Raw genomic sequence first — 26,993 nt, forward strand, 5'->3', positions numbered from 1 at the left:
GATCTGCATATCCTTTCATAAGACCGTACACAAGCGACCAGGCACATAAGTGTGATAAACCCTGGCCCCACGCGTGTTAATAACATGTATTTCCAAAGCTGTTTGAAAAGAAAATACAAAGATTTGCTTTTTGGCTGAATTGGAGTTATAATAAAAACAAGTTGTAGAGAGTGGAAAACCTAATTCATATATTGTAAAGGGCGATCACTTATAGGTTTATGACTGGTACCTTTTTCAATGTGTGAATTTTTATTTGCTTGCTGCAAAGAACAAAGGAACATGTTAATCTTTATTTGGAGGTGTAATTCACATGCAAAACGGAACAGTAAAATGGTTCAACGCTGATAAAGGCTTCGGTTTCATCGAAGTTGAAGGCGGAGAAGATGTATTCGTACACTTCAGCGCTATTACAGGCGAAGGCTTCAAAACGCTGGACGAAGGTCAACGCGTGCAATTTAAAATTGTACAAGGAAACCGTGGTCCTCAAGCAGAAGAAGTTGTAAAACTGTAATTAAAGCATAGCTGCCTTTAACATGTTATAATGGTAAAGGCAGCTTCTTTTTTTTGATCAGTTATATAAAAGTCGACCCATTAGTTGTCGAGGCAGGGGTCTGGTGGGACGTGAAACTTCCGCTAAGTGTAGGCTTCTGTGAAATAACGTCGGTTAGATGTTTTTCCATAACAAAGGGGGTAGAAGTCATGTATAATCGCAAAAAACCGTTGGAAGAGATTCCACAAGCTGATGCGGCAATCTGGGAATGTACGAGTGATACGTGCAAAGGATGGATGCGGGACAATTTTGCGTTTGATAACGTACCTACTTGTCCGATATGTGCTTCTGAGATGGTCAGCACGACTAGGATGCTACCATTGCTTGAGAATTCGAATAGTAATCTGAAAACGATGCCTAAAGGAAATCGGATTTAACATAGCTTACCCGCCTCTAACGAGGTGTTTTTTTTTAAGATCAAATTGACACCCTGTGCGAAGGTAAGGGTATTAAATATGAAGTTCCCGGCATTCGTTTTAGCGAATGCCTTTTTTTGTATCATTTTTTAACAGAAAATATAATGTAAATGAAGGGAATCACATGAAAAAAATAAAGACCCTTTTTGCTTATAGCAAAAAGGGTCTTTATTATGACTACAATTTTACCGCTATCAGATTTGAGTTTTAAATGAACAGGAATGGCAGCAAAAACAGAGTTGCTACCAGAGCCAGTTCGATCCCTGCTCCTGCTCCATAGCCATAACCGCGACCGTATCCATATCGACCGTAGGCTGAAGATTTAACTTTTTTTGATGCAACAGCGTTTTTCTTGCTGCTTTTTACCAGCTGTTGTTTGGACTTGACTGAACATAGACGTGGTCCCTCGAAACATCCGTTCAAATAAACTTTGCCATCACGACATTGACTAAGTGTACCATACATATGCTTACCGTCTTTCATAACGAGACAAACGGAACGTCCAACGTGCGGAGAAACCGTTTCTTCACATACCCGATTAATTCTGTACATGCAAATCCTCCTCATTAGATGCGGTTGCCGCTTGAATTCAACGGTTTGTATATCATAGTAAAAAGAAGACCAATTGGTATGGACGAGTACCCGGGAAATCGAATAGGGAGGAGCCGTTTTTGAGTTTATTCCATACACTGGGAGGAGTGAGGAGGGGATGTCGCGTGGATTATCATGACATGCTGGCTCGGTTAGGGGAGGGGAGTGCCCATCCCGGAGGTTTTTTGGCAACGCTGAAGTTGCTGGAGAGTTTATCTCTGCCTGTGGATAGTCATATCCTTGAGATAGGGTGTGGCACTGGGAGGACTGCGTGTTACCTGGCTAAAAGGGGTTATCAAGTAACGGCCATTGATCTTAATCGCCAGATGCTGGATAAGGCCGTTCGGCGAGCAAGACGAGAACGGGTGGATGTTCGATTTGTTCAGGCTGATGTAGCATCGTTGCCTTTCCCGGAAAATCATTTTGATATGGTATTCGTGGAGTCGGTTACGATCTTTACTCCATGGCGGAGTGCACTAACTGAGTATAGAAGAGTGTTGAAGCCCGCTGGACTTTTGGTGGATCGGGAGATGGTTCTATCAGGCCAAAAGACCGAATTGATGTGTCGCAGGTTAAAGCAATTTTACGGTATACGAACTCTGGTGACGGCCACAGCATGGAGAAAACGCCTCAAGCAGTGTGGTTTCACCAAGGTAGAGGTCAAGGAACATTCGCGATCCATGGGAAAATGGGGCGTTGATCATGATCCACATCGTGAGATCGATATGAATTGGTTTGAAGATGAACGTATGCAGCGAATGAGTCAAACCAATGATCGGTTGCTCGCGAAATACGGCAAAAAGTTGGGGTATGCTGTTTTTGAAGCAAGGGCACCGTTGGAGGTCAAAAAAGAAAAATAGGAAAAGACAACTCACACATTAGTGTGGGTTGTCCTTGTTTTGTTTCGACAGAAGGTACTACAGCATATCGTTGTCGATAATCCGCCAGTGGTGTTTGAGCAGGGCTTCCAGTTGGTTCTTATCTTTGGCTCGAAAAGCACTTAAAATTTGCCGGTGCTCTTCATTAACTTCGAGCAGTACCTCAGATAGCTTTGGTTTATTATCACTAACATACGACTGCCGGATGAAACTGTTCTTCAATGTGTTTAACATCTCAATGACTGTGGCGTTACCACATCGCTGAATGTACAGATTATGGAACTGGTATTGGTTCTTGTTGTAGGCAGCAAGATCAAGCTGGCTAATATCTTCGTCCATTCGGACAACGAGAGTTTCCATCTCCAAAAGTTCAGATGGTCTGAGATGGTCTGCTGCAAGTGTAGCAGCAAGTGCCTCCAGCACACCGATCGCTTGGGAGAACTCCAGTTTTTTGCCTGCATCAAAAGGAGTGACTATAAATCCCCTGCGTGGGATGTATTGCAGCAGATTGTCTGAAGCCAGCTGGAAAAGGGCCTCCCGAGTAGGCGTGCGACTGATGTCCAGCTTTTTGCATATTTCGGCCTCGTTGATCTTCTGGTTGGGAAGTAACGTCCCGTCCTGAATCTTCTGGGCAATGTAATCGTATACGTGATCTTTCAAGGACCGGTATTTGGGTACCTCCATACCGAATCCTCCTTTCTATGTATAGTGAATAAATAGATGGGTTTAAGGCCGTACTGTACGCGCCGTTCAGGAGTTTCAAGTTTTTATCATCTTAACACCGAGGGGGGAGTTGGGCAAGCAAACTTCATGTTTCAGCCGATGTAAATGCTGTGTTATATATAGCACATTTTATGGAATTAAAGCGTATAAATGTTTAAATAATGATTGTGATAAACCAGAATGTTTGTTAGTATTACTTACATATAAGTCCATATATTGTCTTATGTATATTGTATACAAATTATTGTGCTACTCATTCAAAAAAAGAATAGGGGTATGATGTGTGAAAAAAGTACTGTTGCCAATGATGCTGTTGTTAGTGGTTGTATTCATGTCCGCATGTGGGCAGGAAAAAACGACAGAGACCGGATCAGACGCTACTTCGTCTTCGGGCAGTAGCTCTGCGGAAAAGGAAGTAATTGTACTTGGAACCAGTGCGGACTATGCACCCTATGAATTTCATAAGAAAATCGATGGTAAAGATACCATTGTAGGTTTTGACATCGAGATTGCGAAAGCAATTGCGGCTGATCTGGGAGCCGAGCTGAAGATTGAGGACATGGACTTTGATGGCCTTCTTATGGCCCTCGGTACAGATAAGGTTGATTTTGTAATATCAGGCTTAACCCCTACCGAGGAACGAAAGAAGAACGTTGATTTTACGCATATCTACTATTATGCAGAGCAGGCTGTACTTGTTAGAGAAGGGGAAGATACGGCATTAAAGTCCATAGATGATCTATCAGGCAAGCAGGTTGGCGTACAAAAGAGTTCCATCCAGGAAGGGATTGCTCAGGAAATAGAGGGAGCAAAGCTCACTTCTCTGGCCAAAATACCTGAGCTGATTCTGGAATTGCAGACGGGGCGTGTAGACGCACTCATTCTGGAGAAGCCGGTGGCTGAACAGTATGTGAAGAACCAAGAGGGGCTTGTTGTTGCGAATGTAGAGATTGAACAGGCTGAAGATGAGGGTGGTTCGGCCATCGCGGTGAAGAAAGGTAATCAGAAGCTGCTGGATCAGATCAACACTACATTGGAAAAGCTCAAAACGAACGGAGATATTGAACGGTTCGTCGTTGAAGCGAATGAGATGCTCGGCGAATAAACCGGACGAGTGAGGGATATGCCGTGAATTTAGATTTTTCCTTTCTATTAGAACATTGGCAGGATTATGCACGAAGTGCGTGGGTCACGCTGGAACTTTCCTTCTTCGGTGTATTGTTTGGTACGTTACTTGGTGTGATCATGGCATTAATGCGAATATCCCGAATATGGCCAATTAAATTTGTGGCTTCGGCGTATATTGAACTCATTCGAGGAACACCGATGCTGGTACAGATTCTTATTATTCATTATGGTCTGACGGTTGTAGGTGTGAACTTGCCGGCATTTATGTCGGGGGTGGTAGCTCTGACGATGAATAGCTCGGCTTATATGGCGGAGGTGTTCAGGGCCGGGATTCAAGCGATTGATAAAGGACAGACAGAGGCTTCGCGCTCCCTTGGTATGACACATGGTATGACACTTCGCTATATTATACTGCCGCAGGCTTTTCGTAACATGCTTCCAGCCATCGGTAATGAATTCATTATTATCATTAAAGATTCTTCTCTTGTCTCCATGATCGGCATAGCCGAGATTATATACACGGCCAGAACAATTCAGGGTGTTACGTTCCAGCCGCTTGCTCCACTGCTTGTTGCCGCCGGCCTCTATTTTATAATCACATTTACACTGGCTAATTTACTCTCTTGGCTGGAACGGAAACTGTCTACTTCCCAATAACTATTGATAAAGGATTCGATTCGAGAAAGGTTTGGAGTAGGCTGGAGTGGAAATGGCGGGATGTAGTCGTAAATGGCGATGGTATCGCATACATTGTTATTGTATTTTGTATACAATATTTTGGAAAGGTGTTGGGTGTGTATGTCAGATTCCAAAATGTTAATTGATTGGTCGGAGCGTTATGCTGCACCTAATTATCATCCGCTCCCTATTGTTATTGAACAGGCGGAAGGGGTATGGGTGCAAGACCCTGAAGGCCGCCGTTATATGGATATGTTAAGTGCATACTCTGCATTGAATCATGGTCATAGACATCCTGTGATCATACAGGCGCTCAAGGATCAGGCAGATCAGGTTACGCTGACATCACGGGCATTCCACAGCAGCTCCGCTTCTCTTTTTTATCAGAAACTCTCACAATTCACGGGGAAATCGAAGATTCTCGCCATGAATACAGGAGCGGAAGCGGTGGAGACTGCCGTGAAGGCGGTACGCAGGTGGGCTTATCGTCGCAAAGGTGTACCGGAAAATCAAGCCGAAATTATCGTATGCTCTGGTAACTTTCATGGAAGAACTCTGACGGTTACTTCCTTTTCTTCTTCAGTGGAGTATAAAAAAGATTTTGGACCGTTCACACCTGGATTCCGGATTATTCCCTATGGAGATATAGAAGCGCTGAAAAAGGCCATTACGCCAAATACGGCTGGTTTTCTTGTAGAGCCTATTCAGGGCGAAGCTGGAATTGTTATCCCGCCTGATGGATATTTGGCTGAAGCCTTTGCTCTGTGTAAGAGCCAGCAGGTGTTGACTGTAGCTGATGAGATCCAGACCGGATTTGGAAGAACGGGTCGCCGTTTTGCCTCCGACTGGGAAGGGGTTGAACCAGATATCTGGATTATGGGTAAAGCGCTGGGGGGAGGGGTCATGCCCATCTCGGCTATTGCTGCTGATGCGGAGATACTTGATTTGTTTGAGCCGGGGTCTCATGGTTCTACGTTTGGGGGTAACCCACTCGCCTGCGCCGTGGCTATAGCAGCTCTGAAAGTTCTTGAAGATGAGAAGCTTGCCGAGCGATCGGAGCGTCTGGGGAACTATTTTATGAAAAGACTTCGAGATATTCGCAGTTCAGCCATACGGGATATTCGGGGGAAAGGCTTATTTATTGGTGTTGAACTGCATGAACCAGCCCGTCCTTATTGTGAGCGTTTGATGTCTACTGGACTGCTGTGCAAAGAAACTCATGAGACAACCATTCGATTTGCTCCACCACTGACGATTAAAGAGTCCGAGATTGACTGGGCACTGGAGAGAATTGAGCAGGTATTGATCAACAATGAGGGAGCTGACCTACATGAAAAATGATGATGATGTACATGGTGGAATAAAAGATACTTCTATTGATACAAGTCAAACATCTGAGCAACGTAATATTTCTATCATTAAGGTTCCATTTGGACTCGGTGGAGCAAGAGGTGGAGCGGAGTTGGGGCCTGATGAATTGATTACAGCTGGACTGAAGCGGGAGATTGCGAGTCTTGGGCTAGTGCTTTCCAAAGAAGTGCGGGTAGATTGTCCTTCTGAACCTGCTGCCCCTATTGAGCGAAATCGTGTAAAACACTTAAATGAGGTACGTCAGGTCAGTGAGAAGGTGTGTAGTGAAGTATCAGGTGCAGTAGAGGAGGGAGCTTTTCCACTTGTGCTTGGGGGAGATCATAGTGTAGCGATTGGTACTTTTGCCGGGCTAACAGCGCACTATTCGAATTTGGGTGTGATCTGGTTTGATGCACATGCAGACTTGAATACGGAAGAACGGAGCTTGTCCGGTAATATGCATGGTATGAGTGTGGCTGCATCCTTGGGGCATACTGCATTCAATCTGTCGCACATTGCTGGAGCAGGCGCGTTTATTAATCCATCCAACTTGGTCTATATTGGTCTGCGTGATCTGGATGACTATGAGAAAGAGCAGATTAAGGGACTGGGAATCCGAGCATTTACGATGCATGATATTGACCGGATGGGAATACAGCAAGTTATTGAGGAAGCAATAGCTACAGCGGGTAAAGGGACAGATGGTATTCATGTCAGCTTTGACATGGATTGTCTGGATCCGCGGGAAGCTCCGGGTGTGGGCACCCCAGTACCGGGTGGTTTGAATTATCGAGAGGCACATTATGCATTGGAGATACTTGCTTCCACAAATCAAGTTACGTCGATGGAACTGGTTGAGGTGAATCCGTTGTTTGACCACAATAGACATACGGCAAGGCTTGGTGTGGAACTGATCGCTTCGTTACTTGGTAAGCGCATATTGTAAGCACTGAGAAGTGATGCGGAGTGTGCAAGCTTTGCCTAAGGATTATAATTTCTTATCTATTATAGAAGGAAAGAAAACTGAGATCTTCGAAAACCAGGGCTAGTCACAATCAATTGTTCACTGCAATCGCAGTGGAAGTGACTTCCCTGGTTATGTTTAATGGATAAGTATATTAGAAGCGTCGTAATGAGGATGCGGAGAGTTATTTCTATAGTACAGGAGCGTCAGATTACATATTGTGCTGATGATGTGGGTTGATTATCATTTTTGAAAAAAGACTTGCAATTGAAATCTGTACATGATATATTCTAATTCCGGCCAAGAAAACACGGGATACACGGTGCGGCAAGCAAATCAAATAAGCTTCGAAAGAAACTTAAAAAAAGAGCTTGCAAAGTTGGTTCGGACATGATATTATATAAGAGTTGCTGAAGAGAACGACATTCGGTAACGAAACAAGTTTGATCTTTGAAAACTGAACAACGAGTGAGTAAACATTCTGCTTGCAGAATGAACGCGAAAGTTTGAAACAAGCCTTGGCTTGAATCAGCTGGAGCACAAATGAGATTTTTAATCTCGTCAGATTCAAAATGAGCTTATCGCTCTTTTCAATACTTTATTGGAGAGTTTGATCCTGGCTCAGGACGAACGCTGGCGGCATGCCTAATACATGCAAGTCGAGCGGACTTGAAGAGAAGCTTGCTTCTCTGATGGTTAGCGGCGGACGGGTGAGTAACACGTAGGCAACCTGCCCTCAAGTTTGGGACAACTACCGGAAACGGTAGCTAATACCGAATAATTGTTTTCTTCGCCTGAAGGAAACTGGAAAGACGGAGCAATCTGTCACTTGAGGATGGGCCTGCGGCGCATTAGCTAGTTGGTGGGGTAACGGCTCACCAAGGCGACGATGCGTAGCCGACCTGAGAGGGTGATCGGCCACACTGGGACTGAGACACGGCCCAGACTCCTACGGGAGGCAGCAGTAGGGAATCTTCCGCAATGGGCGAAAGCCTGACGGAGCAATGCCGCGTGAGTGATGAAGGTTTTCGGATCGTAAAGCTCTGTTGCCAGGGAAGAACGCTTGGGAGAGTAACTGCTCTCAAGGTGACGGTACCTGAGAAGAAAGCCCCGGCTAACTACGTGCCAGCAGCCGCGGTAATACGTAGGGGGCAAGCGTTGTCCGGAATTATTGGGCGTAAAGCGCGCGCAGGCGGTCATTTAAGTCTGGTGTTTAATCCCGGGGCTCAACCCCGGATCGCACTGGAAACTGGGTGACTTGAGTGCAGAAGAGGAGAGTGGAATTCCACGTGTAGCGGTGAAATGCGTAGATATGTGGAGGAACACCAGTGGCGAAGGCGACTCTCTGGGCTGTAACTGACGCTGAGGCGCGAAAGCGTGGGGAGCAAACAGGATTAGATACCCTGGTAGTCCACGCCGTAAACGATGAGTGCTAGGTGTTAGGGGTTTCGATACCCTTGGTGCCGAAGTTAACACATTAAGCACTCCGCCTGGGGAGTACGGTCGCAAGACTGAAACTCAAAGGAATTGACGGGGACCCGCACAAGCAGTGGAGTATGTGGTTTAATTCGAAGCAACGCGAAGAACCTTACCAGGTCTTGACATCTGAATGACCGGTGCAGAGATGTACCTTTTCTTCGGAACATTCAAGACAGGTGGTGCATGGTTGTCGTCAGCTCGTGTCGTGAGATGTTGGGTTAAGTCCCGCAACGAGCGCAACCCTTATATTTAGTTGCCAGCACTTTGGGTGGGCACTCTAGATAGACTGCCGGTGACAAACCGGAGGAAGGTGGGGATGACGTCAAATCATCATGCCCCTTATGACCTGGGCTACACACGTACTACAATGGCCGGTACAACGGGCTGCGAAATCGCGAGATGGAGCCAATCCCAACAAAGCCGGTCTCAGTTCGGATTGCAGGCTGCAACTCGCCTGCATGAAGTCGGAATTGCTAGTAATCGCGGATCAGCATGCCGCGGTGAATACGTTCCCGGGTCTTGTACACACCGCCCGTCACACCACGAGAGTTTATAACACCCGAAGTCGGTGGGGTAACCGCAAGGAGCCAGCCGCCGAAGGTGGGATAGATGATTGGGGTGAAGTCGTAACAAGGTAGCCGTATCGGAAGGTGCGGCTGGATCACCTCCTTTCTATGGAGAATCGTTTCCTGCAACGGAAACATTCAAATACGCAGCTTAGCTGCACAAACTACTCACTCGTTGCTCAGTTTTGAGAGCTCAAACTCTCAAACAGCTTGCTTTTGCATGGAGCTTGTTCTTTGAAAACTAGATATCGAAACGAAACAAACGCGAATTAGAACATTCCTTTAAGCTGATCTTGTGTAAACAAGTGAAGTGTTTTTATAAGGTAGATTGCACGTACGATGGTATCGAATGGGAGCGACTTTTGGTTTTGCGTAAGCAAAACAAGGGAAGCGAGCAGTCGAAACCGGAGCACGAGGTTAAGCTACTAAGAGCACACGGAGGATGCCTAGGCGCTAGGAGCCGATGAAGGACGTGGCGAACAACGAAACTGCCTCGGGGAGCTGTAAGCAAGCTTTGATCCGGGGGTGTCCGAATGGGGAAACCCAGCTGGGGTAATTTCCAGTTACTCATAACTGAATACATAGGTTATGTAGAGGCATACCAGGGGAACTGAAACATCTAAGTACCCTGAGGAAGAGAAAACAATAGTGATTCCGTCAGTAGCGGCGAGCGAACGCGGAGAAGCCCAAACCAGAGAGCTTGCTCTTTGGGGTTGTGGGACGTCTCACATGGAGTTACAAAGGAACCGGTTAAGCGAAGAGGTCTGGAAAGGCCCGCCAAAGAAGGTAAAAGCCCTGTAATTGAAAGTCTGTTCCCTCCGAGACGGATCCCGAGTAGTGCGGGGCACGTGAAACCCCGTATGAATCCGGCAGGACCATCTGCCAAGGCTAAATACTTCCTAGCGACCGATAGTGAAGCAGTACCGTGAGGGAAAGGTGAAAAGCACCCCGGAAGGGGAGTGAAATAGAACCTGAAACCGTGTGCTTACAAAAAGTCAGAGCCCGTTTTAGGGGTGATGGCGTGCCTTTTGTAGAATGAACCGGCGAGTTACGTTCCCGTGCAAGGTTAAGGTGAAGAGCCGGAGCCGCAGCGAAAGCGAGTCTGAATAGGGCGAATGAGTACGTGGACGTAGACCCGAAACCGGGTGATCTACCCCTGTCCAGGGTGAAGGTGCGGTAACACGCACTGGAGGCCCGAACCCACGCATGTTGAAAAATGCGGGGATGAGGTGGGGGTAGCGGAGAAATTCCAATCGAACTCGGAGATAGCTGGTTCTCCCCGAAATAGCTTTAGGGCTAGCCTCGGAAAACAGAGTCGTGGAGGTAGAGCACTGATTGGGTGCGGGGCCCGCAAGGGTTACCAAGCTCAGTCAAACTCCGAATGCCATAGACTTACTTCCGGGAGTCAGACAGTGAGTGCTAAGATCCATTGTCAAAAGGGAAACAGCCCAGACCATCAGCTAAGGTCCCCAAGTGTGTGTTAAGTGGGAAAGGATGTGGAGTTGCACAGACAACCAGGATGTTGGCTTAGAAGCAGCCACCATTGAAAGAGTGCGTAATAGCTCACTGGTCGAGTGACTCTGCGCCGAAAATGTAACGGGGCTAAACACACCACCGAAGCTATGGCTTGATGCTTTGCATCAGGGGTAGGGGAGCGTTGTATAAGGGTTGAAGGTGTACCGTAAGGAGCGCTGGACATTATACAAGTGAGAATGCCGGTATGAGTAACGAAAAGATCAGTGAGAATCTGATCCGCCGAAAGCCTAAGGGTTCCTGAGGAAGGCTCGTCCGCTCAGGGTAAGTCGGGACCTAAGGCGAGGCCGAAAGGCGTAGTCGAAGGACAACAGGTCGAAATTCCTGTACCACCGTAAGCCGTTATGAGCAATGGGGGGACGCAGTAGGGTAGTGACGCGGACTGATGGATGTCCGTCTAAGCAGTGAGGCTGATGTGTAGGCAAATCCGCACATTGTAAGGCTGAGCTGTGATGGGGAGCGAAAATTGTAGTAGCGAAGGTCATGATCTCACACTGCCAAGAAAAGCCTCTAGCCAGGTGAAGGTGCCCGTACCGCAAACCGACACAGGTAGGCGAGAAGAGTATTCTAAGGCGCGCGGAAGAACTCTCGTTAAGGAACTCGGCAAAATGACCCCGTAACTTCGGGAGAAGGGGTGCCCCGGTAGTGTGAATAGCACGAGGGGGCCGCAGTGAAAAGGCCCAAGCGACTGTTTAGCAAAAACACAGGTCTGTGCGAAGCCGTAAGGCGAAGTATACGGGCTGACGCCTGCCCGGTGCTGGAAGGTTAAGGGGAGTGGTTAGGGAGTAATCCCGAAGCTGTGAACCGAAGCCCCAGTAAACGGCGGCCGTAACTATAACGGTCCTAAGGTAGCGAAATTCCTTGTCAGGTAAATTCTGACCCGCACGAATGGCGTAACGACTTGGGCGCTGTCTCAACGAGAGATCCGGTGAAATTTTAATACCTGTGAAGATGCAGGTTACCCGCGACAAGACGGAAAGACCCCATGGAGCTTTACTGCAGCTTGATATTGAATTTGGGTACGATCTGTACAGGATAGGTGGGAGCCTTTGAAACGTGAGCGCCAGCTTGCGTGGAGGCAACGTTGGGATACCACCCTGATCGTATCTAGGTTCTAACCTGGTACCGTAATCCGGTGCGGGGACAGTGTCAGGTGGGCAGTTTGACTGGGGCGGTCGCCTCCTAAAGAGTAACGGAGGCGCCCAAAGGTTCCCTCAGAATGGTTGGAAATCATTCGAAGAGTGCAAAGGCATAAGGGAGCTTGACTGCGAGACCTACAAGTCGAGCAGGGACGAAAGTCGGGCTTAGTGATCCGGTGGTACCGCATGGAAGGGCCATCGCTCAACGGATAAAAGCTACCCTGGGGATAACAGGCTTATCTCCCCCAAGAGTCCACATCGACGGGGAGGTTTGGCACCTCGATGTCGGCTCATCGCATCCTGGGGCTGAAGTAGGTCCCAAGGGTTGGGCTGTTCGCCCATTAAAGCGGTACGCGAGCTGGGTTCAGAACGTCGTGAGACAGTTCGGTCCCTATCTGTCGTGGGCGTAGGAAATTTGAGAGGAGCTGTCCTTAGTACGAGAGGACCGGGATGGACGTACCGCTGGTGTACCAGTTGTTCCGCCAGGAGCACCGCTGGGTAGCTATGTACGGACGGGATAAACGCTGAAAGCATCTAAGCGTGAAGCCCCCCTCAAGATGAGATTTCCCAGTATGTAAGACCCCTTGAAGACGACGAGGTAGATAGGCTGGGGGTGGAAGTGCAGCAATGCATGGAGCTGACCAGTACTAATCGGTCGAGGGCTTATCCAATTAGCAAGTTGTAATTCGCGTGTTTCGTTTCGAATCTAGTTTTCAGAGAACGATCTCTGAAATGTAAGCTACGCGTTTGGTGGCGATGGCGGAGGGGTTCCACACGTACCCATCCCGAACACGACCGTTAAGCCCTCTAGCGCCGATGGTACTTGGACCGCAGGGTCCTGGGAGAGTAGGACGCCGCCAAGCGATTTCCCTTTGGGGTATTTTTTTTGCCCCCCTTGCCAAGGAATAAGGGATATATAAGGGCCCTTAGCTCAGTTGGTTAGAGCGCACCTCTGATAAGGGTGAGGCCGGTGGTTCGAGTCCACCAGGGCCCATAGCAAGACCACAACAAAGAAATACACAGAGTATGGGGCCATAGCTCAGCTGGGAGAGCGCCTGCCTTGCAAGCAGGAGGTCAGCGGTTCGATCCCGCTTGGCTCCACCATTCCCTGATAGCTCAGTTGGTAGAGCACTCGACTGTTAATCGAGTTGTCACAGGTTCGAGCCCTGTTCGGGGAGCCATATGGAGAGGTGTCCGAGCTGGCCGAAGGAGCACGATTGGAAATCGTGTAGGCGTCACAAGCGTCTCGAGGGTTCGAATCCCTCTCTCTCCGCCAGATATTTTTTTTAGCAAGGCCCGTTGGTCAAGGGGTTAAGACACCTCCCTTTCACGGAGGTAACAGGGGTTCGAATCCCCTACGGGTCATAGCAATACCTATTGCTTCAACAAGGGATGAGAATCCCAAAGGTTCGTCGGAGGATGTACTTCGTTAGCAACAGCTTCGCAGTCTCGAACGAAGTGAGAGTATCCCCTACGGGTCATATTATGGAGGCTTAGCTCAGCTGGGAGAGCATCTGCCTTACAAGCAGAGGGTCGGGGGTTCGATCCCCTCAGCCTCCACCATATAACTTTATAACGACGCGGGGTGGAGCAGCCCGGTAGCTCGTCGGGCTCATAACCCGAAGGCCGCAGGTTCAAATCCTGCCCCCGCAATTATACTTTCCCTGAGAAAGTGATCTGGAACCGTGGTGTAGTTGGCCTAACATGCCTGCCTGTCACGCAGGAGATCGCGGGTTCGAATCCCGTCGGTTCCGCCATTTTTAATTAAATATACACCGTGCCGGTGTAGCTCAACTGGTAGAGCAACTGACTTGTAATCAGTAGGTTGGGGGTTCAAGTCCTCTCGCCGGCACCATTTTTAGTATTTACATCTGAATTTGTGATAGAATGTATATTATAGATGCAGTTGCTAATACTAAGATACTCTTAGTGGATGAATGGCTTACTCTATGGCGATCGTGGCGAAGTGGTTAACGCACCGGTTTGTGGATCCGGCATTCGGGGGTTCAATTCCCCTCGATCGCCCCATGATTTTTTAATGGGGATTAGCCAAGCGGTAAGGCAACGGACTTTGACTCCGTCATGCATAGGTTCAAATCCTATATCCCCAGCCATTTCATTTATGAGTCATTAGCTCAGTTGGTAGAGCACCTGACTTTTAATCAGGGTGTCGAAGGTTCGAGCCCTTCATGACTCACCATTATATTTTGCGGTCGTGGCGGAATTGGCAGACGCGCACGGTTCAGGTCCGTGTGGGCTAACCCCCCGTGGAGGTTCGAGTCCTCTCGACCGCACCATATGTTTTGCGGAAGTGGCTCAGCGGTAGAGCATCGCCTTGCCAAGGCGAGGGTCGCGGGTTCGATTCCCGTCTTCCGCTCCAATATTTGCGCCCTTAGCTCAGCTGGATAGAGCGTTTGACTACGAATCAAAAGGCCGGGAGTTCGAATCTCTCAGGGCGCGCCATTATTCTCATAAGTATCGGGATGTAGCTCAGCTTGGTAGAGCACCTGGTTTGGGACCAGGGGGTCGCATGTTCAAATCGTGTCATCCCGATTTTTTTATTTTGCGGGTGTAGTTCAATGGTAGAACTTTAGCCTTCCAAGCTAATAGCGTGGGTTCGATTCCCATCACCCGCTTCCGAGTAACATACAGAAAAGCCTTTGCTTATAGCAAGGGCTTTTTTTTGCGTTAAAAAGAATAAGTGGATTCCTTTTAAAATAGAGTCAATTGTCATTTGATTAAGGATAGAATCTTTGTTTTAATAAATAGAACAATTCGTATCTGATTTACCGTGTTTATTTATAAAGGAGGACAAACAGTAATGAAAAGAGCACTGGTCATTGGTGGAAACGGAACGCTAGGTAAAGCTGTTGTTGCGAAACTGAGAGATTATTCCGTTGAGGTTATTACAGCAGGTAGACAATCCGGGGATGTTCAGGTGGATATGACTTCGACAGAGAGTATTACTACCCTCTTTGAAACGGTGAGAAATATTGATTACGTCATTGTGGCGGCAGGTCAGACCCATTATGCGAAACTCGAAGAACTTACACCTGAGAACAATATGATTAGTGTGCAGGGTAAACTGCTTGGACAGGTTAATATCGTGTTGATTGGTCAGCACTATATTAATGACAAAGGGAGTTTCACGTTGGTCAGTGGCATAATACAAGACCACCCTATTGAGAAAGGCGCATCAAGTGCTATGGTCAATGGGGCCATTGATGCGTTTGCCAAAGCGGCAGCGTTTGAGTTGCCAAGAGGCATTCGTTTGAACTCAGTTAGTCCCAACTTATTTGTAGAGTCGGCGGAGAAATATAAGGATTTCTTTATTGGATTTAATCCTGTACCTGTAGAGAAAGTGGCTAATACGTTTATCCAGAGTGCACTTGGGATCGAAACAGCCCAAAACTTTAAAATATATTAAAAGCCTGATGTGAATGAAGAATTACTGGAATGAAGAACTGCTGGATGAGACCATTTGGAATATTAAATATAAAGGAGATCCACCGAAAATCCGGTGAATCTCCTTTTGTTTGTTGTGGAAGAAACAGAGGTATGTTTACTATTGTGAAGCAGGTAGTCCAAGAACTTCGAGCATTTCATTACGTTTGAGCGATTCGGCAATGGGGCCGTCAATAAGCCATTTCTTAGCATTGAGGACATAGACATGACCATTTTGAACAGCGGGTAGGCTTTTCCATACTTGGAGTTGCTGGATTTCGTTGAGTTCATCTTTTGTTTTTTGCAAAGCTTCAGCTGATCCATCTGAGCTAATGGACACAATGAACAGATAGTCTGCTTTGATTTCAGGCAAAAGCTCAACCGAGATACTGGCATTCATCCGATCTGGATTCTCAGCCTCGAGTTTGGTAACGAGAGCTTCGGGAGTGAATCCAATTTCATAGCCCGCTCCTACATAACTAGAAGCTGGGAATGGCGTAGATGGAATGGACGAGAAGAACAAACGCATATCTTTCTCTTCCAGGCGCAGGAATGCAGCTGTTGGTTTGGTCTTGGTGATATCGGCTGCGAGTTTCTGAGCTTCAGTTACCTGATCTTTATTTTTTTGTAAAAGCTGTTCAGCCCGCTCTTCAATATCCAATGCAGTAGCTACCTGTACGATAGATTCCTGCCAATTACGGCGATCATAAGTGATCGTAGGCGCGATTTTCTCGAGTTGTTCAAGAATTTTGGCATCCAAACTGGCATTGGCAATAATAAGGTCCGGATTTGCGCTGACTACAGCTTCAAAATTGACACTTTCATTAATGGGTTCAACAGCCACGCCTTGGGCTTCAAGTTGCTCATTGAGGTAATCTTGCCGGCCAATAGGTGTAGCAAGTACCAGTGGTACCTCCAAGGAGAGGAGGATGTCCTCCATATTAATGGACACAATCCGTTCGGGATGTTCCGGGATTTCTTTGCTGCCACTGGCGCTCTCCACGGTTTTAGTAGTTGATTCAGTGGATGAGTCCCCATCTGTCCCCGCAGCTGATTTTACGCCATCTGCAGATGGCTGTGAAGTGCTTGCAGGTGTCTGTCCACACGCAACAAGTAACATGGCGAGTATGAACAGGATCCCCGTTATTTTGACATAATGCTGTTTGTACATCATAATCCCCCTGTGTTTCTAATGATATTGATTCTCAGTACACTTTATATTGTAGCGGTCTCATGTTGGGGGAGACATAGCCTTCTGTGCTATCCGATCATGGATTAATGTGCTGAGTACCACCAAAAAGTTTCAGGGTTTCATCGATGATCTGATCATGGGCATATGGTGAATAATCCAACCAAGGCATTTCATCTAGCAGATATACATGCTGGTTCTGCACGGGTATCAATTGTTGCCATAGCTGAGTATGTTGTAGTTTATGCCAACGTTGCTGGGATTCTAAGTCCTGGTCCACAATCAGTAACATGCGATCTCCAACCATTTGAGGCAACTCCTGTTCATCCAATGCACGATAGACTTGCCCTGGAAGCAGATCGTGTGAAGGGGACACGCCCAGGTCGTTATATAGAACAGCGCCCCCATTGCGTCGCCCGTAGATTAACAGATGACCCATCATGATATGAATGATGGAGACCGTATCCTTTCCGATGAAATAAGTAAGCTGCTCTTTAGCATGGATTACCTTGTCATCATACTGCTCCAACCACTGCTGAGCATCCTGTTGCTGTCCCACAATGGAGGCAACTTGTACGAAGTGTTCCCGCCAGCTCAATCCTTTCCATGGGATAACGATGGTAGGAGCAATTCGCTGCAGCGTTCTTTTTAACGTATGGGCTTCGTACTCATTACAGATTATGAGATCCGGGCTCGCTTGCATCAACAACTCAACGTTGGTTTGCCAGATATGAGGATTCATGCGTTTGCTACGTCCCAGATGATAAGGGATATTGGAGAAAAACAGATTCCTGTGTTGATCCCGTCGGTTATCGATCAATGCCGCATGGGGGATGATCTGTAATGCCAGCAGATGGCCAGTGGTTCCGAAGGAGAGAGCAGCAATTTTACTGCGTTTCTGCCGTTGATAGGTAGAGGGAGACACGCCAACATATTTTTTTGAATTTGCGACTAAAGTAAAACTCGTCCTGAAAACCAACCTGTGAGGCGATGTGTTTGATGGTTTGGCCGGGGACGAGCAGCATCTCTTTGGCCCTGTCCATGCGGATGTTATTCACGTACTCCATGGGACTGATGCCAGTACGGTTTTTGAATACCCGTGAATAGTGCCATACACTCATGCCTGCCACACCGGCAAGAACTTCACGAGAAAGATGCTCAGCATATCCAAGCTCAATAAGTTCAAGCGTTTGATCCAAAGCAGAGGTGTGTTCGGAATCTCCTATTGCACTTTCTTTGGGAGGAGCATACACATGGGTCAACAATTCATGCATCAAAGTCTGAATACGAAATGGACGATTTTCTTGAGGTACAGAGATGCATTCATGGAGCTGTGAGGCAATTCTGGTACATTCCTGAAAAAGTTCATGCGGTAACTCATCGGCATAAGACGAACGAAGTAACCCTTTTTGGTAAATCTCCATTACAGTAGATCCAGAAGTGGTTTTGTTCATATCTGAAATGGGCTTTAACAGATCAAAATATATCGCGATGCCCTGTAAAGGATGAACCTCATCCGGTGTATATTCTATTGCTGTTCCTGGCAGGATCAGATACATTTTGCCGATTGTGGCATGATTCAGCCTATGCCCAATACGAATATCGGCCTCACCGCCAGTACAGATGAGCAGAAGATGTGAGTCAGCTAATACGAATGGGGGAAGAAAAGACGCTTGATTGAGAACTTCGGATGTTTTGAATCTTGCATATAGGTCACGGGTATGATCACCGTTAGATATCAGTGGAAAGACTTGCAAAGTCACCAGAATCCCTCCTTAACTTACGATAGTAACATTATATATGATTTATTTGAGAATCATTATCAATTATCGCATATTGTCATACAAATAAGAAGTCCATATGATAATATGAAAATGATATACAGAAGAAAAAGCGAAGGGGGGTATATAGAATGTGGTTTATACTTGGTTTTATTATCTTAGTTTCGATATTTGGTATTCGAACGACGAGTCGATCCAATAAACTAAAACAGCAGTTCGGATCAAGGTTACATGCAGTAGGGATTCATCAGTCAGGGCTTCCACAAGTTGCAGAAGGCAGGCGGGTGGATGTGCTGATAGGTAATGGGAACTTATATATTCAAAGTGGTCAGAAAACGTTTGAACTCTCATTAAGAAAAATCGGGAGTGCAGGATATCCAAAAAGAACAGGTAGCTCAAATTCGAGAAATTATCTCGTAATACACTACGAGATGAATGGTAGGGTACGTCCGATAGTATTAAGATTTATGAAGCCTGCGCACGCTAAAGCATTTCTATGGGAAATCGAGGGTCAGCTATTCGCGCGAAACTCAAGTGATGGAATTATAAGACTTTAGAAACTATGATCATTGAACCACGTAATTCTCCACTATAAATTAAATTGATATAGGTTACCGAGTTGTAAAATAGCCAATACATATTTCCCATCATCCAAACTGTTGAGGGAATAACCAGTAAAATCTCAACCGATGTTAATCGTAGAATTACTTAAATAACAGATCATTTAATTCACTACGCAAAAAAAGACAAGCCCTCTCCTACGATGTCCGCAGGAAGAGGAACTTGTCTTTTTAATAGAGCTAGCGATTAGTATCTTTCCAGAATCGTTTGTGTTTTCAAGCCATCTGCAGGAATCAGCCAGTTGTTGTTCTCCAGCAATTGCAGCAGTTGGGTACGCAGTCCGGATACGGCTACAGCATCATCGGTTTTGAAAGAAACCTCTACGATATTCTCAATACCTGTACCTGCTGCGTCACGGATCGGCCATACTTCGAGTGTAAGCTCTTGACCATTCCATGTACCTTCATATCGTTGGAACGTTATCGGACCATATGCACGGGATTGAGTCAGTTGCTGCTTGCCCCAGTTGGAGGAAGTCCAGTTTTTCAATTTGCCCGGAAGCTTGTCCAGTAACATGTTCAAGGCTTCTTGCTGCGAAGGAAGTTGGACTCCTGTCGCTTTGGTATCGACTTTTTTGGTGTTGGAGAAGCTCAGCGTCTGTTTGCCGTATCCCCAATCAATTTCAGCCTCGTAGTTATCATCTGATTCATCAAAACCCTCTTGGTTAGCCAGAGTCAGCGCTGCGTTGATATCGCCATTGATCACAGGGTAGCGTTTTTTATAAGTCAATTCGTAGTTATTCTTGTCATCCTTTTTGCGAAAACGAACGTTCCATCCTTGTTGATCCAATCCGAGAGCATTGGTGTCGAAGTACTCTACGTTAATGTTTCTTGCCGTGGAACTCAGGCCGAGTGTCTGAATCACTTCACTGCGTGGTGTCCCATCTGTATTCAATACAAGTTCCGGCTTGGCCAGAAACTTCACTTCATAAGCAGGAACGGCATTGGCAGCAGCTGAAGCCTGGGGTGCTCCCAGAAACGTCAGTCCACTTCCCAATGTTACGATGCTCAGCATGAATGAGGCGGTTACCTTTTTCCACTTTTTCAAAACCAATCACTCTCCTAATCTGGATTAACGTACAGATCCCACTTTATCGCCCGAATATATGAAAGCGATTAAAGGGAAGCGCACATTGCGTTAACCCTGCATAGATTTGATGAATGGCAAACGATAGTTTATAGCGGATCAAGGCAATCAGCCATGGAAAATGGGGAAGCCGTGACTCACCTCTCGCAGCACTTCTTTGAAGCGGTTTACCTGAACTGAAGGGTGGCGGTCCTTGTTATGTACGGTGTATATATGGCGTGGTGCCTGCTCTCCGGGAATGGGAAGAACTTGAATGAGCCCGTGCTGTTCCTCCCACTGTACCGCCATCCGAGACATGAATGAGACATGCCCCCCGATTAACACGAGCTGTTTGATCGCTTCCAGGGAATCCATCTCCACCGTACTCCGCAAACGAATGTCATGTTGCGCAAGCCATTGATTGGTTAACCGACGAGTACTGGATTCATTGCCATGTAAAGCAAAAGGAATCTGTGCGATATGATCAGGTGTTAATGCATCCTTCTGGGCCAACCCATGTTGTGGAGAACAGATCAATACTAAGTCATCTTCACACAACGTCTCAGCTTGCAGGGCGGGTCCAACAAATGGCTCGGAAGAGATCACCCCCAGATCAATCTGATGCCTAATTAACATTTCGCGAATAACAGGTGATGGTTTGACGGATAAGAAGATACGAATGCCCGGGAATTCCTGCGAAAAGGTATTGAGTATGGTGGGCAGCAAATATGTAGCCGGTACATAGCTTGCTCCAATGTGCAGGGTGCCCCGATAGAGACTGTCATATTCCTTTACGACCCGTCGTGCCTCTTGGGTCAGAGCATTGATTTTGACGGAATAATGGAGCAGAGCTTGTCCAGCCTCGGTTAGAAAGGTCTTTCCACTGCGCGATTCAAATAATCGCACACCCATCTCTTCCTCCAATGACTTCATATGAAATGTAACGGTAGGTTGCTTGATCCCCAGTAACTCTGCCACGCTTGTCATGTGATGATGCTTGTCGATCAGCTCAACAATTTGCAATTTGATCAGATTCAATGTCCCAACACTCCTCTCACTTCTACTATATAAATTGAACTAAAGCTTATTTACACAGACACTACGATGACAGAACAACCTTCCAATCGCTGTTATCCCCAGATTTTTTTGATTCCCTTTCTCAAGGGAAAATCCGGTGATAAAGGCGAACGCTCCGCTTTTTCAGGTTTTTTCTGTCCTCTCCGTTATCGTGCAAATGATTAGTTCACCTTCTATAGATTTAATCTATGAACATCAACAGAATTCATCTAAAAAGTTAATTCCAATTTTACATACAAGACATACAACTCGCGAAAGCGGACGTTAGACTGAGAACAGTGCAAGAGATCAAGTAACAGAAGACAGGCAGGGATGCTTATGAAATTAGAGATGACAGGAATTCAAAAATCATTTAATCAAACACCCGCACTGCTGCCGACAGATCTAACGCTTGAACATGGAAAGTTCACGACCCTGCTCGGCCCATCGGGCTGTGGCAAAACAACACTGCTCCGCATGTTGGCCGGGCTGGAACAGCCGGACGCGGGGGAGATTTGTGCAGATGGTCAGTGTATCTACTCTGCGGCGAAGCGGATTGATATACCAACACACAAGCGTAATCTGGGCATGGTGTTTCAGGATTTTGCATTATGGCCGCATATGACCGTATACGAAAATGTAGCGTTTGGCCTGAAGGCCGGAAAACAGAAATCTGATCTCCGGCAAAAGGTGAATGAAGCACTTGGTATGGTTCGCCTGCAAGGCATGGAAGATCGATATCCTCATCAGCTATCTGGTGGACAGCAGCAACGGGTTGCTTTTGCCAGAGCCGTAGCGGTCAGACCTGGTGTGATCCTGTTCGATGAGCCACTGAGTGCACTGGATGCTGTACTCCGGGAAGAGATGCGGATTGAGATGATGTCGCTGGTTCGGGACATGGGGCTGACTGCGCTGTACGTCACACATGATCAGATTGAAGCGATGTCGATGTCGGATGAGATTGTGGTGATGCAGAAGGGTCGGATATTGCAAAAGGGAAGCCCGGAAACGATCTACTCGGCACCAAGTGATCCGTATGTCGCTTCGTTTATCGGAAAGTCCAACTGGCTCACGCCTAATCAATCGATGGTGCGTCCAGAGCATGTCACCTGGAACAAAACAGGTCATGATGATCTGTGTTATCCAGGGACGGTACTTAGTGTCAGCTATGTAGGTGAGCGCTATGAAGTACGAGTGCAGATGGAAGGGCTGGGCGTATGGACAGCCTATATGAACCAAAGAGTGCGCGTAGGTGAGCGGGTGCAGCTCTATGTAACCCCTGAGCGGATATGCCGAATGGACGGTTATGACCACCCGAGTATGAAGCAGAACGAAGCGATCGCAGTGGCATATTAAATTGTTGAACAAGCACGCAGTTGGAAGCAAGAGTACACATTTTATAAGAAACCAGGGGAGATGGACGAATATGTTGGGTATGAAAACACGGAAAAAGAGCGCAATGCTGTTATTAACAGCGGTAATGAGTATCAGTTTGTTCGGATGTAGTACAGGGAACACAACCACAGGCAATGCGGCACAACCCGCGGGTGAGGGAAACACAGCAGCAGCGGCGGAAACAACGAAACCGGCTGGTGGCAAGTTGGTCTTGTACAGTGCTGGCCCACAGAAGCTGGCGGATAACATCGTGAGCGGATTTACGGACAAAACGGGGATTGAAGTCGAGATGTTCCAGGGAACGACAGGCAAAATTCTGGCTCGTATGGAAGCAGAGAAGTCCAATCCGGTTGCAGACGTTGTAATTCTAGCCTCTTTACCTTCAGCACAGGCTTTGAAAGCGGATGGACTGACTATGCCTTACCCCGAAGCAGCCAATGCAGACAAGCTGAACAAGGATTGGTCGGATGCAGAAGGTAATTATTTTAGCAGCAGTGCTTCCGCACTGGGTATTGTGTATAACACCAAACTGGTATCTACACCACCAACAAGTTGGGCAGAGCTGGCTACGCCTGCGTGGAAAGATGCAGTGAACATTCCCGACCCAACATTATCAGGTTCAGCACTCGACTTCATCACAGGATACCTAAGCGCAAATGGTGAAAAAGGTTGGGATTTGCTGAGTGCCTACAAAGCCAATGGTGTAGCGATGGCAGGCGCCAATCAGGAGGCACTTGATCCCGTTATTACGGGGGCCAAAAGCATCGTAGCAGCAGGTGTGGACTACATGGCGTATTCCTCTAAAGCAAAAGGTGAACCACTGGATATCGTATACCCTGAGGAAGGCACGGTAATCAGCCCAAGACCGGCAGCGATTCTGAAATCCAGTCCAAATGTAGAGAATGCCAAAGCGTTCATTGACTACCTGTTGTCCGATGAAGCTCAGAAGCTCGTTGCAGATGCCTATCTGATTCCGGGCCGCGAAGACATTGAAGCGACTAACCGTGCCAATGTGAAGGATATTCCACAGCTTAAAGTGGACTGGAACTGGATGAGCGAACATGGCGAAGAGACAGCGGCGCGTTTTTCCGAGACTTTTAAATAATAGGATAGAGACAACTAGGCAAAAGGAATATCTGCTGTCTGTGGAAAGTCATGTGAGGTGAACGTAGTGAAACCTGTTGTATTGGACAACAACCGAATTTTTCGGAGAGTGGGCGTGATTCTGGCCCTCTTTCTGCTGACCATAAGCATTGGCGTGCCGCTCTTGATGATCTTCTGGCAAAGTGTGTATCCGGAAGGACAATGGGACTGGATGGCTCCGATTCGCACGATTACAGGTCATCATCTATCGGGTGTATTGCTGAATTCCGTCTGGCTTGGCATCTGCGTTGTAGCGGTAACCACGCTGCTGGCGCTGCCGCTGGCCTGGATGATGGCGAAGACTCGGATGGGTGAGCATCGCTGGGTCGATGTAATCCTGATGATTCCGTTCATGACCCCGCCGTATATCGGATCGATGGGCTGGATTCTGTTTATGCAAAAAGGGGGATACCTTCAGCAATGGGTGCCATCATCTGCGGGCTGGAGTGAGCTGTTCTTCAGCTTCTGGGGCATGGTGCTCATCATGAGCTTGCACCTGTTCCCGTTCCTGTATCTGCTGCTTCGAGATGCATTGATCCGCATCGGCGGCAATCTGGAAGAAGCGGGAGCCGTGCACGGTGCACGTGCAGGGTACCGTTTCAGACGCATTATTTTACCCTTATTGTTGTCGTCCTACGGCATGGGGATCATGCTGGTCTTTGTCAAAACGATTGCGGAATTCGGAACACCGGCAACCTTCGGGCGCAAGATTGGCTATTATGTCATGACCTCCGAAATTCATAAGTACATCTCCAGTTGGCCGATTGACTTCGGCAAGGCGACTTCGCTGGCATCGGTACTACTGTCCGTCTGTCTGGTGATGTGGTATATGCAGTCTGCCATGAGTCGGAAGTTCACGTATCGTCTGGTTGGTGGCAAAGGGCAACGTTCGAAGCGATATTCTCTTCGTGGCGGGGCTGGATGGTTATGCGGGGCGTATCTTGCAATCCTGTTGATCCTGTCGGTAGGTATTCCGTATTTCTCCATCATCGCCGCTTCGACCATGAAGTTACGGGGATCGGGAATTGCTTTTGATAATCTCACCTTGGATCATTACAAGGAGCTGTTATCTTGGGGATCGGTGAGTATGAAGGCCATCGGGAACAGTCTGGGATTATCCCTCGCGGCTTCAACCGTTGCTGTTATTATCGGTACGGGTTTTGCGCTCGCGATTGGCAGATCATCTTCATTCATGCAGCGTGTGATTGACTTGTTCAGTCTGTTGCCTAATACGGTGCCGGGCATCGTGATGGTCGTGGGTCTGATTCTCTTCTGGAACTCACCCTGGATGCCAGTCACGTTGTATAACACCTACGGCATGGTTGTGCTCACGTACGTTGTTCTCTTCTTGCCTTACACCGTGCAGTATGTAAAATCGAGCTTTACCCAGATTGACGGAACGTTGTTCCAGGCTGGGCAAGTGTTTGGCGGGAAACCGCTGTATATTCTGCGGCGAATCCTGATCCCGCTAATCCTGCCCGGCATGCTGGCCGGCTGGATGATGACCTTTACGATTGCTACCCGGGAGCTGGTAGGTTCGTTGTTGATTCTTCCGCCGTCGATGCAGACGTCGGCTACGTATATTTTTGCCCAGTTCGAACAAGGTCAGGTATCCCTCGGAATGGCGATGGCCGTTGTAACTGTAGGCATGACGGTGCTGATGCTGCTGGGAATCGAACTGTTGAATTCAAAGAGAAAGTGGAATGCATCATGATCAAACTGAACGTATGGGGCGGTGCAGGGGAACATGGACGTTCCGCCTATCTCCTGAGCGGGAGCCGGTTCCGCCTTTTGCTGGATTGTGGTGTCAAAAAAGAAGGCAAAGGCCAGTATCCGCTGATCGATCCGGAGATTGTCCCACAACTGGACGCGGTGTTTTTGTCCCACGCCCATGAGGATCATTCGGTCGCCATCCCTTTGCTGTATAAGATGGGCTACCAGGGTGAAGTGTGGACGACTAGAGAGACGAGGGCGCAGCTGCGTACGTATTTTGCCAACTGGCGTAGGTTTGTAGAGCGTATAGGCGAAGAACTTCCTTATGATGAAGTAGATGAGCAGGCTATTCGTTATCGGTATCTGGAAGATGAGGTCGTATCCCAAACCTGGTTTGAACCTTTTCCCGAAGTAAAAGTGATGTGGGGCCGGAGTGGACATCTGGCTGGATCGGTGTGGTTTGGGGTTGAAATGGAAGGTAAGCGGATTTTTTATTCCGGGGACTACACGTCCGAATCGCTGCTTTTACAGGCGGATTGTCCAGCGAAGGCGTTCTGGCAGACAAACATGCTTCGTGAGAATCCTGTGTTCGATGCTCCGAGCAGCGAACGGTGGGGTACGGAGGAACTAATCGCCATAAATAGTGGGAAAAAGACTGGAGAATTCATAACGTCACAAGATCAGACATCTGTTGCATCAGAGGCATCGTCAAGAACACTTGTATCCATGGAGATACCCATGAAGCAGGGAAATTTCACATCGAACGGAGCAGATGGAGCAGGCAGAGCAAACGTAGCAAGCGGAGCAGATAGAGCAGCAATATCTTCCGTCGGGCTAGTGGATCTGGCGATCGTTGATGCTGCCTACGGTACGGACGAGGATACACAGGCCGACAAACTGGAACAGCTTGAACGAGCCATTCGCCAGACGATTGCTCAAGGCGGAAAGGTGCTCTTACCCATGCCTGTCGTAGGTCGTGGACAGGAGATCATACTGTGGGCACAGCAACAATTCCCGGCTATCCCAATCGTAGTAGAACACGGGCTGGTAGACGCCATGAAGCAGCTTATGCATGTTCCGTATTGGTTGAGGGAGAAGGGAGAGCATGTCATCGGAAGTTCGTTGAAAGACAAAATTGATGGCTTTCTGACTGGACGAGGATGGGATCTGCCTACGACCACCCAAGAGCGGGAACAACTGTTGGAACATCATTCTGCTTCGCTATGGTTCATTTCGGACGGCATGATGCAGTCCTCGCTTGCCCGTTGGTATTATAGTCAATTATCGGACAGGGAGGAGAATCTGATTCTGCTCACCGGGCATGTTGCTCATGGTACATTTGCTGATAAGCTGCTACGGGTTCCTGACAAGTATGGAGTGTGTGTGGTGCGGAAAATACGTTATAAAGTGCATCAGGGCTGGAAGGATGTTGAACGGATGCTGCATCAGGTTCCAGCAAGGCATACGGTCCTTGTGCATACTGACCGGGCAGAGACGGACCGTTTAAAAGAAGGTTTGCTCAGAAATAGCCCGTCACCGGGAACAGTTATACATTCACTGTCTGCTGGTGACGAGCTATATGTGTGAATTG

At 47.6% G+C, this 26,993-nt stretch carries 20 protein-coding genes, 17 tRNA genes and 3 rRNA genes; 33 read left to right on the top strand and 7 right to left on the bottom strand.

All coding sequences use genetic code 11. The features are described 5' to 3' along the window. Positions 1 to 310 precede the first annotated feature (310 nt). Positions 311 to 511, top strand: a complete 201-nt coding sequence (locus tag QNO02_RS01580; RefSeq protein ID WP_024633772.1) for a cold-shock protein — start codon at positions 311 to 313, stop codon at positions 509 to 511. Positions 512 to 699: 188 nt separating this feature from the next. Then, entirely contained in the window at positions 700 to 927 is a 228-nt protein-coding gene (locus QNO02_RS01585) for a cold-shock protein (RefSeq protein ID WP_017691121.1), read from the top strand. Between the two features lie 246 nt (positions 928 to 1,173). Here the strand turns inward: QNO02_RS01585 and QNO02_RS01590 are convergent, their stop codons facing one another. Then, the gene (locus tag QNO02_RS01590) at positions 1,174 to 1,518 is read right to left on the bottom strand and encodes a hypothetical protein (RefSeq protein WP_091039268.1); all 345 of its coding nucleotides are present in this window, start codon (positions 1,516 to 1,518) and stop codon (positions 1,174 to 1,176) included. Between the two features lie 164 nt (positions 1,519 to 1,682). Between QNO02_RS01590 and QNO02_RS01595 the strand changes: the two genes are divergently transcribed. Next, complete coding sequence (locus QNO02_RS01595) at positions 1,683 to 2,417, top strand: class I SAM-dependent methyltransferase (RefSeq protein WP_133387561.1); 735 nt, start codon at positions 1,683 to 1,685, stop codon at positions 2,415 to 2,417. Positions 2,418 to 2,474: 57 nt separating this feature from the next. Here QNO02_RS01595 and QNO02_RS01600 read toward each other — a convergent pair whose 3' ends face one another. Then, positions 2,475 to 3,119 carry a GntR family transcriptional regulator gene (locus QNO02_RS01600; protein ID WP_036671927.1) on the bottom strand — a complete coding sequence of 215 codons (645 nt, stop codon included), beginning with the start codon at positions 3,117 to 3,119 and terminating at the stop codon, positions 2,475 to 2,477. Between the two features lie 322 nt (positions 3,120 to 3,441). Between QNO02_RS01600 and QNO02_RS01605 the strand changes: the two genes are divergently transcribed. The 25 genes from QNO02_RS01605 to QNO02_RS01725 all read left to right on the top strand — a co-directional run bounded on the left by QNO02_RS01605 (position 3,442) and on the right by QNO02_RS01725 (position 15,422). Continuing rightward, complete coding sequence (locus QNO02_RS01605; protein WP_091039264.1) at positions 3,442 to 4,263, top strand: transporter substrate-binding domain-containing protein; 822 nt, start codon at positions 3,442 to 3,444, stop codon at positions 4,261 to 4,263. 23 nt (positions 4,264 to 4,286) lie between these two features. Then, positions 4,287 to 4,943 carry an amino acid ABC transporter permease gene (locus QNO02_RS01610; protein WP_289390889.1) on the top strand — a complete coding sequence of 219 codons (657 nt, stop codon included), beginning with the start codon at positions 4,287 to 4,289 and terminating at the stop codon, positions 4,941 to 4,943. Positions 4,944 to 5,084: 141 nt separating this feature from the next. Continuing rightward, complete coding sequence (locus QNO02_RS01615; protein ID WP_289390890.1) at positions 5,085 to 6,305, top strand: ornithine--oxo-acid transaminase; 1,221 nt, start codon at positions 5,085 to 5,087, stop codon at positions 6,303 to 6,305. Beyond that, a complete protein-coding gene (gene rocF, locus QNO02_RS01620; protein ID WP_289390891.1) occupies positions 6,295 to 7,260 on the top strand; it encodes an arginase in 966 nt (321 codons plus the stop codon). Before QNO02_RS01615 ends, rocF begins: the two co-directional genes overlap by 11 nt. Positions 7,261 to 7,876: 616 nt before the next feature. Continuing rightward, positions 7,877 to 9,429: ribosomal RNA gene (locus QNO02_RS01625) — 16S ribosomal RNA — on the top strand. A 309-nt stretch (positions 9,430 to 9,738) separates the two neighbouring features. Beyond that, positions 9,739 to 12,666, top strand: a 23S ribosomal RNA gene (locus QNO02_RS01630). Positions 12,667 to 12,741: 75 nt separating this feature from the next. Beyond that, positions 12,742 to 12,858: ribosomal RNA gene (rrf, locus tag QNO02_RS01635) — 5S ribosomal RNA — on the top strand. Together the 16S, 23S and 5S rRNA genes with 17 tRNA genes alongside form the textbook arrangement of a ribosomal RNA operon. A 57-nt stretch (positions 12,859 to 12,915) precedes the next feature. Beyond that, positions 12,916 to 12,989 (top strand) — tRNA-Ile (locus QNO02_RS01640). A 34-nt stretch (positions 12,990 to 13,023) separates the two neighbouring features. Then, positions 13,024 to 13,099: transfer RNA gene (locus tag QNO02_RS01645), tRNA-Ala, on the top strand. Position 13,100: 1 nt separating this feature from the next. Beyond that, positions 13,101 to 13,176 (top strand) — tRNA-Asn (locus QNO02_RS01650). 3 nt (positions 13,177 to 13,179) lie between these two features. Then, positions 13,180 to 13,271, top strand: a tRNA-Ser gene (locus tag QNO02_RS01655). 17 nt (positions 13,272 to 13,288) lie between these two features. Beyond that, a tRNA-Glu gene (locus QNO02_RS01660) sits at positions 13,289 to 13,360 on the top strand. 122 nt (positions 13,361 to 13,482) lie between these two features. Next, a tRNA-Val gene (locus QNO02_RS01665) sits at positions 13,483 to 13,558 on the top strand. Positions 13,559 to 13,574: 16 nt separating this feature from the next. Then, positions 13,575 to 13,648, top strand: a tRNA-Met gene (locus QNO02_RS01670). A 26-nt stretch (positions 13,649 to 13,674) separates the two neighbouring features. Continuing rightward, positions 13,675 to 13,752: transfer RNA gene (locus QNO02_RS01675), tRNA-Asp, on the top strand. Positions 13,753 to 13,774: 22 nt separating this feature from the next. Beyond that, positions 13,775 to 13,850, top strand: a tRNA-Thr gene (locus tag QNO02_RS01680). A gap of 97 nt (positions 13,851 to 13,947) precedes the next feature. Then, positions 13,948 to 14,023: transfer RNA gene (locus QNO02_RS01685), tRNA-His, on the top strand. 11 nt (positions 14,024 to 14,034) lie between these two features. Further along, positions 14,035 to 14,109: transfer RNA gene (locus QNO02_RS01690), tRNA-Gln, on the top strand. A 10-nt stretch (positions 14,110 to 14,119) separates the two neighbouring features. Continuing rightward, positions 14,120 to 14,195, top strand: a tRNA-Lys gene (locus QNO02_RS01695). A 9-nt stretch (positions 14,196 to 14,204) separates the two neighbouring features. Beyond that, positions 14,205 to 14,292, top strand: a tRNA-Leu gene (locus QNO02_RS01700). 8 nt (positions 14,293 to 14,300) lie between these two features. Continuing rightward, positions 14,301 to 14,375: transfer RNA gene (locus QNO02_RS01705), tRNA-Gly, on the top strand. A 6-nt stretch (positions 14,376 to 14,381) separates the two neighbouring features. Further along, positions 14,382 to 14,458 (top strand) — tRNA-Arg (locus tag QNO02_RS01710). Between the two features lie 16 nt (positions 14,459 to 14,474). Continuing rightward, a tRNA-Pro gene (locus QNO02_RS01715) sits at positions 14,475 to 14,548 on the top strand. A gap of 12 nt (positions 14,549 to 14,560) precedes the next feature. Beyond that, a tRNA-Gly gene (locus QNO02_RS01720) sits at positions 14,561 to 14,631 on the top strand. A 185-nt stretch (positions 14,632 to 14,816) separates the two neighbouring features. Then, a complete protein-coding gene (locus QNO02_RS01725; protein WP_133387007.1) occupies positions 14,817 to 15,422 on the top strand; it encodes a short chain dehydrogenase in 606 nt (201 codons plus the stop codon). Positions 15,423 to 15,560: 138 nt separating this feature from the next. On the opposite strand, the gene QNO02_RS01730 is transcribed toward QNO02_RS01725, so the two are convergent. The 3 genes from QNO02_RS01730 to QNO02_RS01740 form a co-directional block, all read right to left on the bottom strand. Continuing rightward, a complete protein-coding gene (locus QNO02_RS01730) occupies positions 15,561 to 16,613 on the bottom strand; it encodes an ABC transporter substrate-binding protein (RefSeq protein WP_289390892.1) in 1,053 nt (350 codons plus the stop codon). Positions 16,614 to 16,707: 94 nt separating this feature from the next. Beyond that, complete coding sequence (locus QNO02_RS01735) at positions 16,708 to 17,553, bottom strand: ABC transporter substrate-binding protein (protein ID WP_289390893.1); 846 nt, start codon at positions 17,551 to 17,553, stop codon at positions 16,708 to 16,710. Next, on the bottom strand, positions 17,516 to 18,391 hold the full coding sequence (locus tag QNO02_RS01740) for a helix-turn-helix transcriptional regulator (RefSeq protein WP_289390894.1): 876 nt from the start codon (positions 18,389 to 18,391) through the stop codon (positions 17,516 to 17,518). The genes QNO02_RS01735 and QNO02_RS01740 overlap by 38 nt, the downstream gene beginning before the upstream one ends. Before the next feature lie 149 nt (positions 18,392 to 18,540). Here QNO02_RS01740 and QNO02_RS01745 point away from each other — a divergent pair, with 149 nt between their 5' ends. After that, positions 18,541 to 18,966, top strand: coding sequence for a hypothetical protein (locus tag QNO02_RS01745; RefSeq protein WP_289390895.1), 426 nt, complete (start codon positions 18,541 to 18,543; stop codon positions 18,964 to 18,966). Positions 18,967 to 19,216: 250 nt separating this feature from the next. Here QNO02_RS01745 and QNO02_RS01750 read toward each other — a convergent pair whose 3' ends face one another. Both QNO02_RS01750 and QNO02_RS01755 read right to left on the bottom strand, forming a co-directional pair. Beyond that, positions 19,217 to 20,077 carry a hypothetical protein gene (locus QNO02_RS01750; RefSeq protein ID WP_289390896.1) on the bottom strand — a complete coding sequence of 287 codons (861 nt, stop codon included), beginning with the start codon at positions 20,075 to 20,077 and terminating at the stop codon, positions 19,217 to 19,219. Between the two features lie 147 nt (positions 20,078 to 20,224). Beyond that, positions 20,225 to 21,133, bottom strand: a complete 909-nt coding sequence (locus QNO02_RS01755; protein WP_289390897.1) for a LysR family transcriptional regulator — start codon at positions 21,131 to 21,133, stop codon at positions 20,225 to 20,227. Between the two features lie 357 nt (positions 21,134 to 21,490). Here QNO02_RS01755 and QNO02_RS01760 point away from each other — a divergent pair, with 357 nt between their 5' ends. The 4 genes from QNO02_RS01760 to QNO02_RS01775 all read left to right on the top strand — a co-directional run bounded on the left by QNO02_RS01760 (position 21,491) and on the right by QNO02_RS01775 (position 26,989). Then, positions 21,491 to 22,507 (top strand): ABC transporter ATP-binding protein, encoded by a 1,017-nt coding sequence (locus QNO02_RS01760; RefSeq protein WP_289390898.1) that lies wholly within the window; start codon positions 21,491 to 21,493, stop codon positions 22,505 to 22,507. A 70-nt stretch (positions 22,508 to 22,577) separates the two neighbouring features. Beyond that, a complete protein-coding gene (locus QNO02_RS01765; protein WP_133387000.1) occupies positions 22,578 to 23,651 on the top strand; it encodes an ABC transporter substrate-binding protein in 1,074 nt (357 codons plus the stop codon). A gap of 165 nt (positions 23,652 to 23,816) precedes the next feature. Then, positions 23,817 to 25,403, top strand: a complete 1,587-nt coding sequence (locus QNO02_RS01770; RefSeq protein ID WP_289392652.1) for an ABC transporter permease — start codon at positions 23,817 to 23,819, stop codon at positions 25,401 to 25,403. Beyond that, the gene (locus QNO02_RS01775; protein ID WP_289390899.1) at positions 25,400 to 26,989 is read left to right on the top strand and encodes an MBL fold metallo-hydrolase; all 1,590 of its coding nucleotides are present in this window, start codon (positions 25,400 to 25,402) and stop codon (positions 26,987 to 26,989) included. Before QNO02_RS01770 ends, QNO02_RS01775 begins: the two co-directional genes overlap by 4 nt. Positions 26,990 to 26,993 lie beyond the last annotated feature (4 nt).

This window comes from Paenibacillus sp. PK1-4R, assembly GCF_030369595.1.
Lineage (GTDB): Bacteria > Bacillota > Bacilli > Paenibacillales > Paenibacillaceae > Paenibacillus.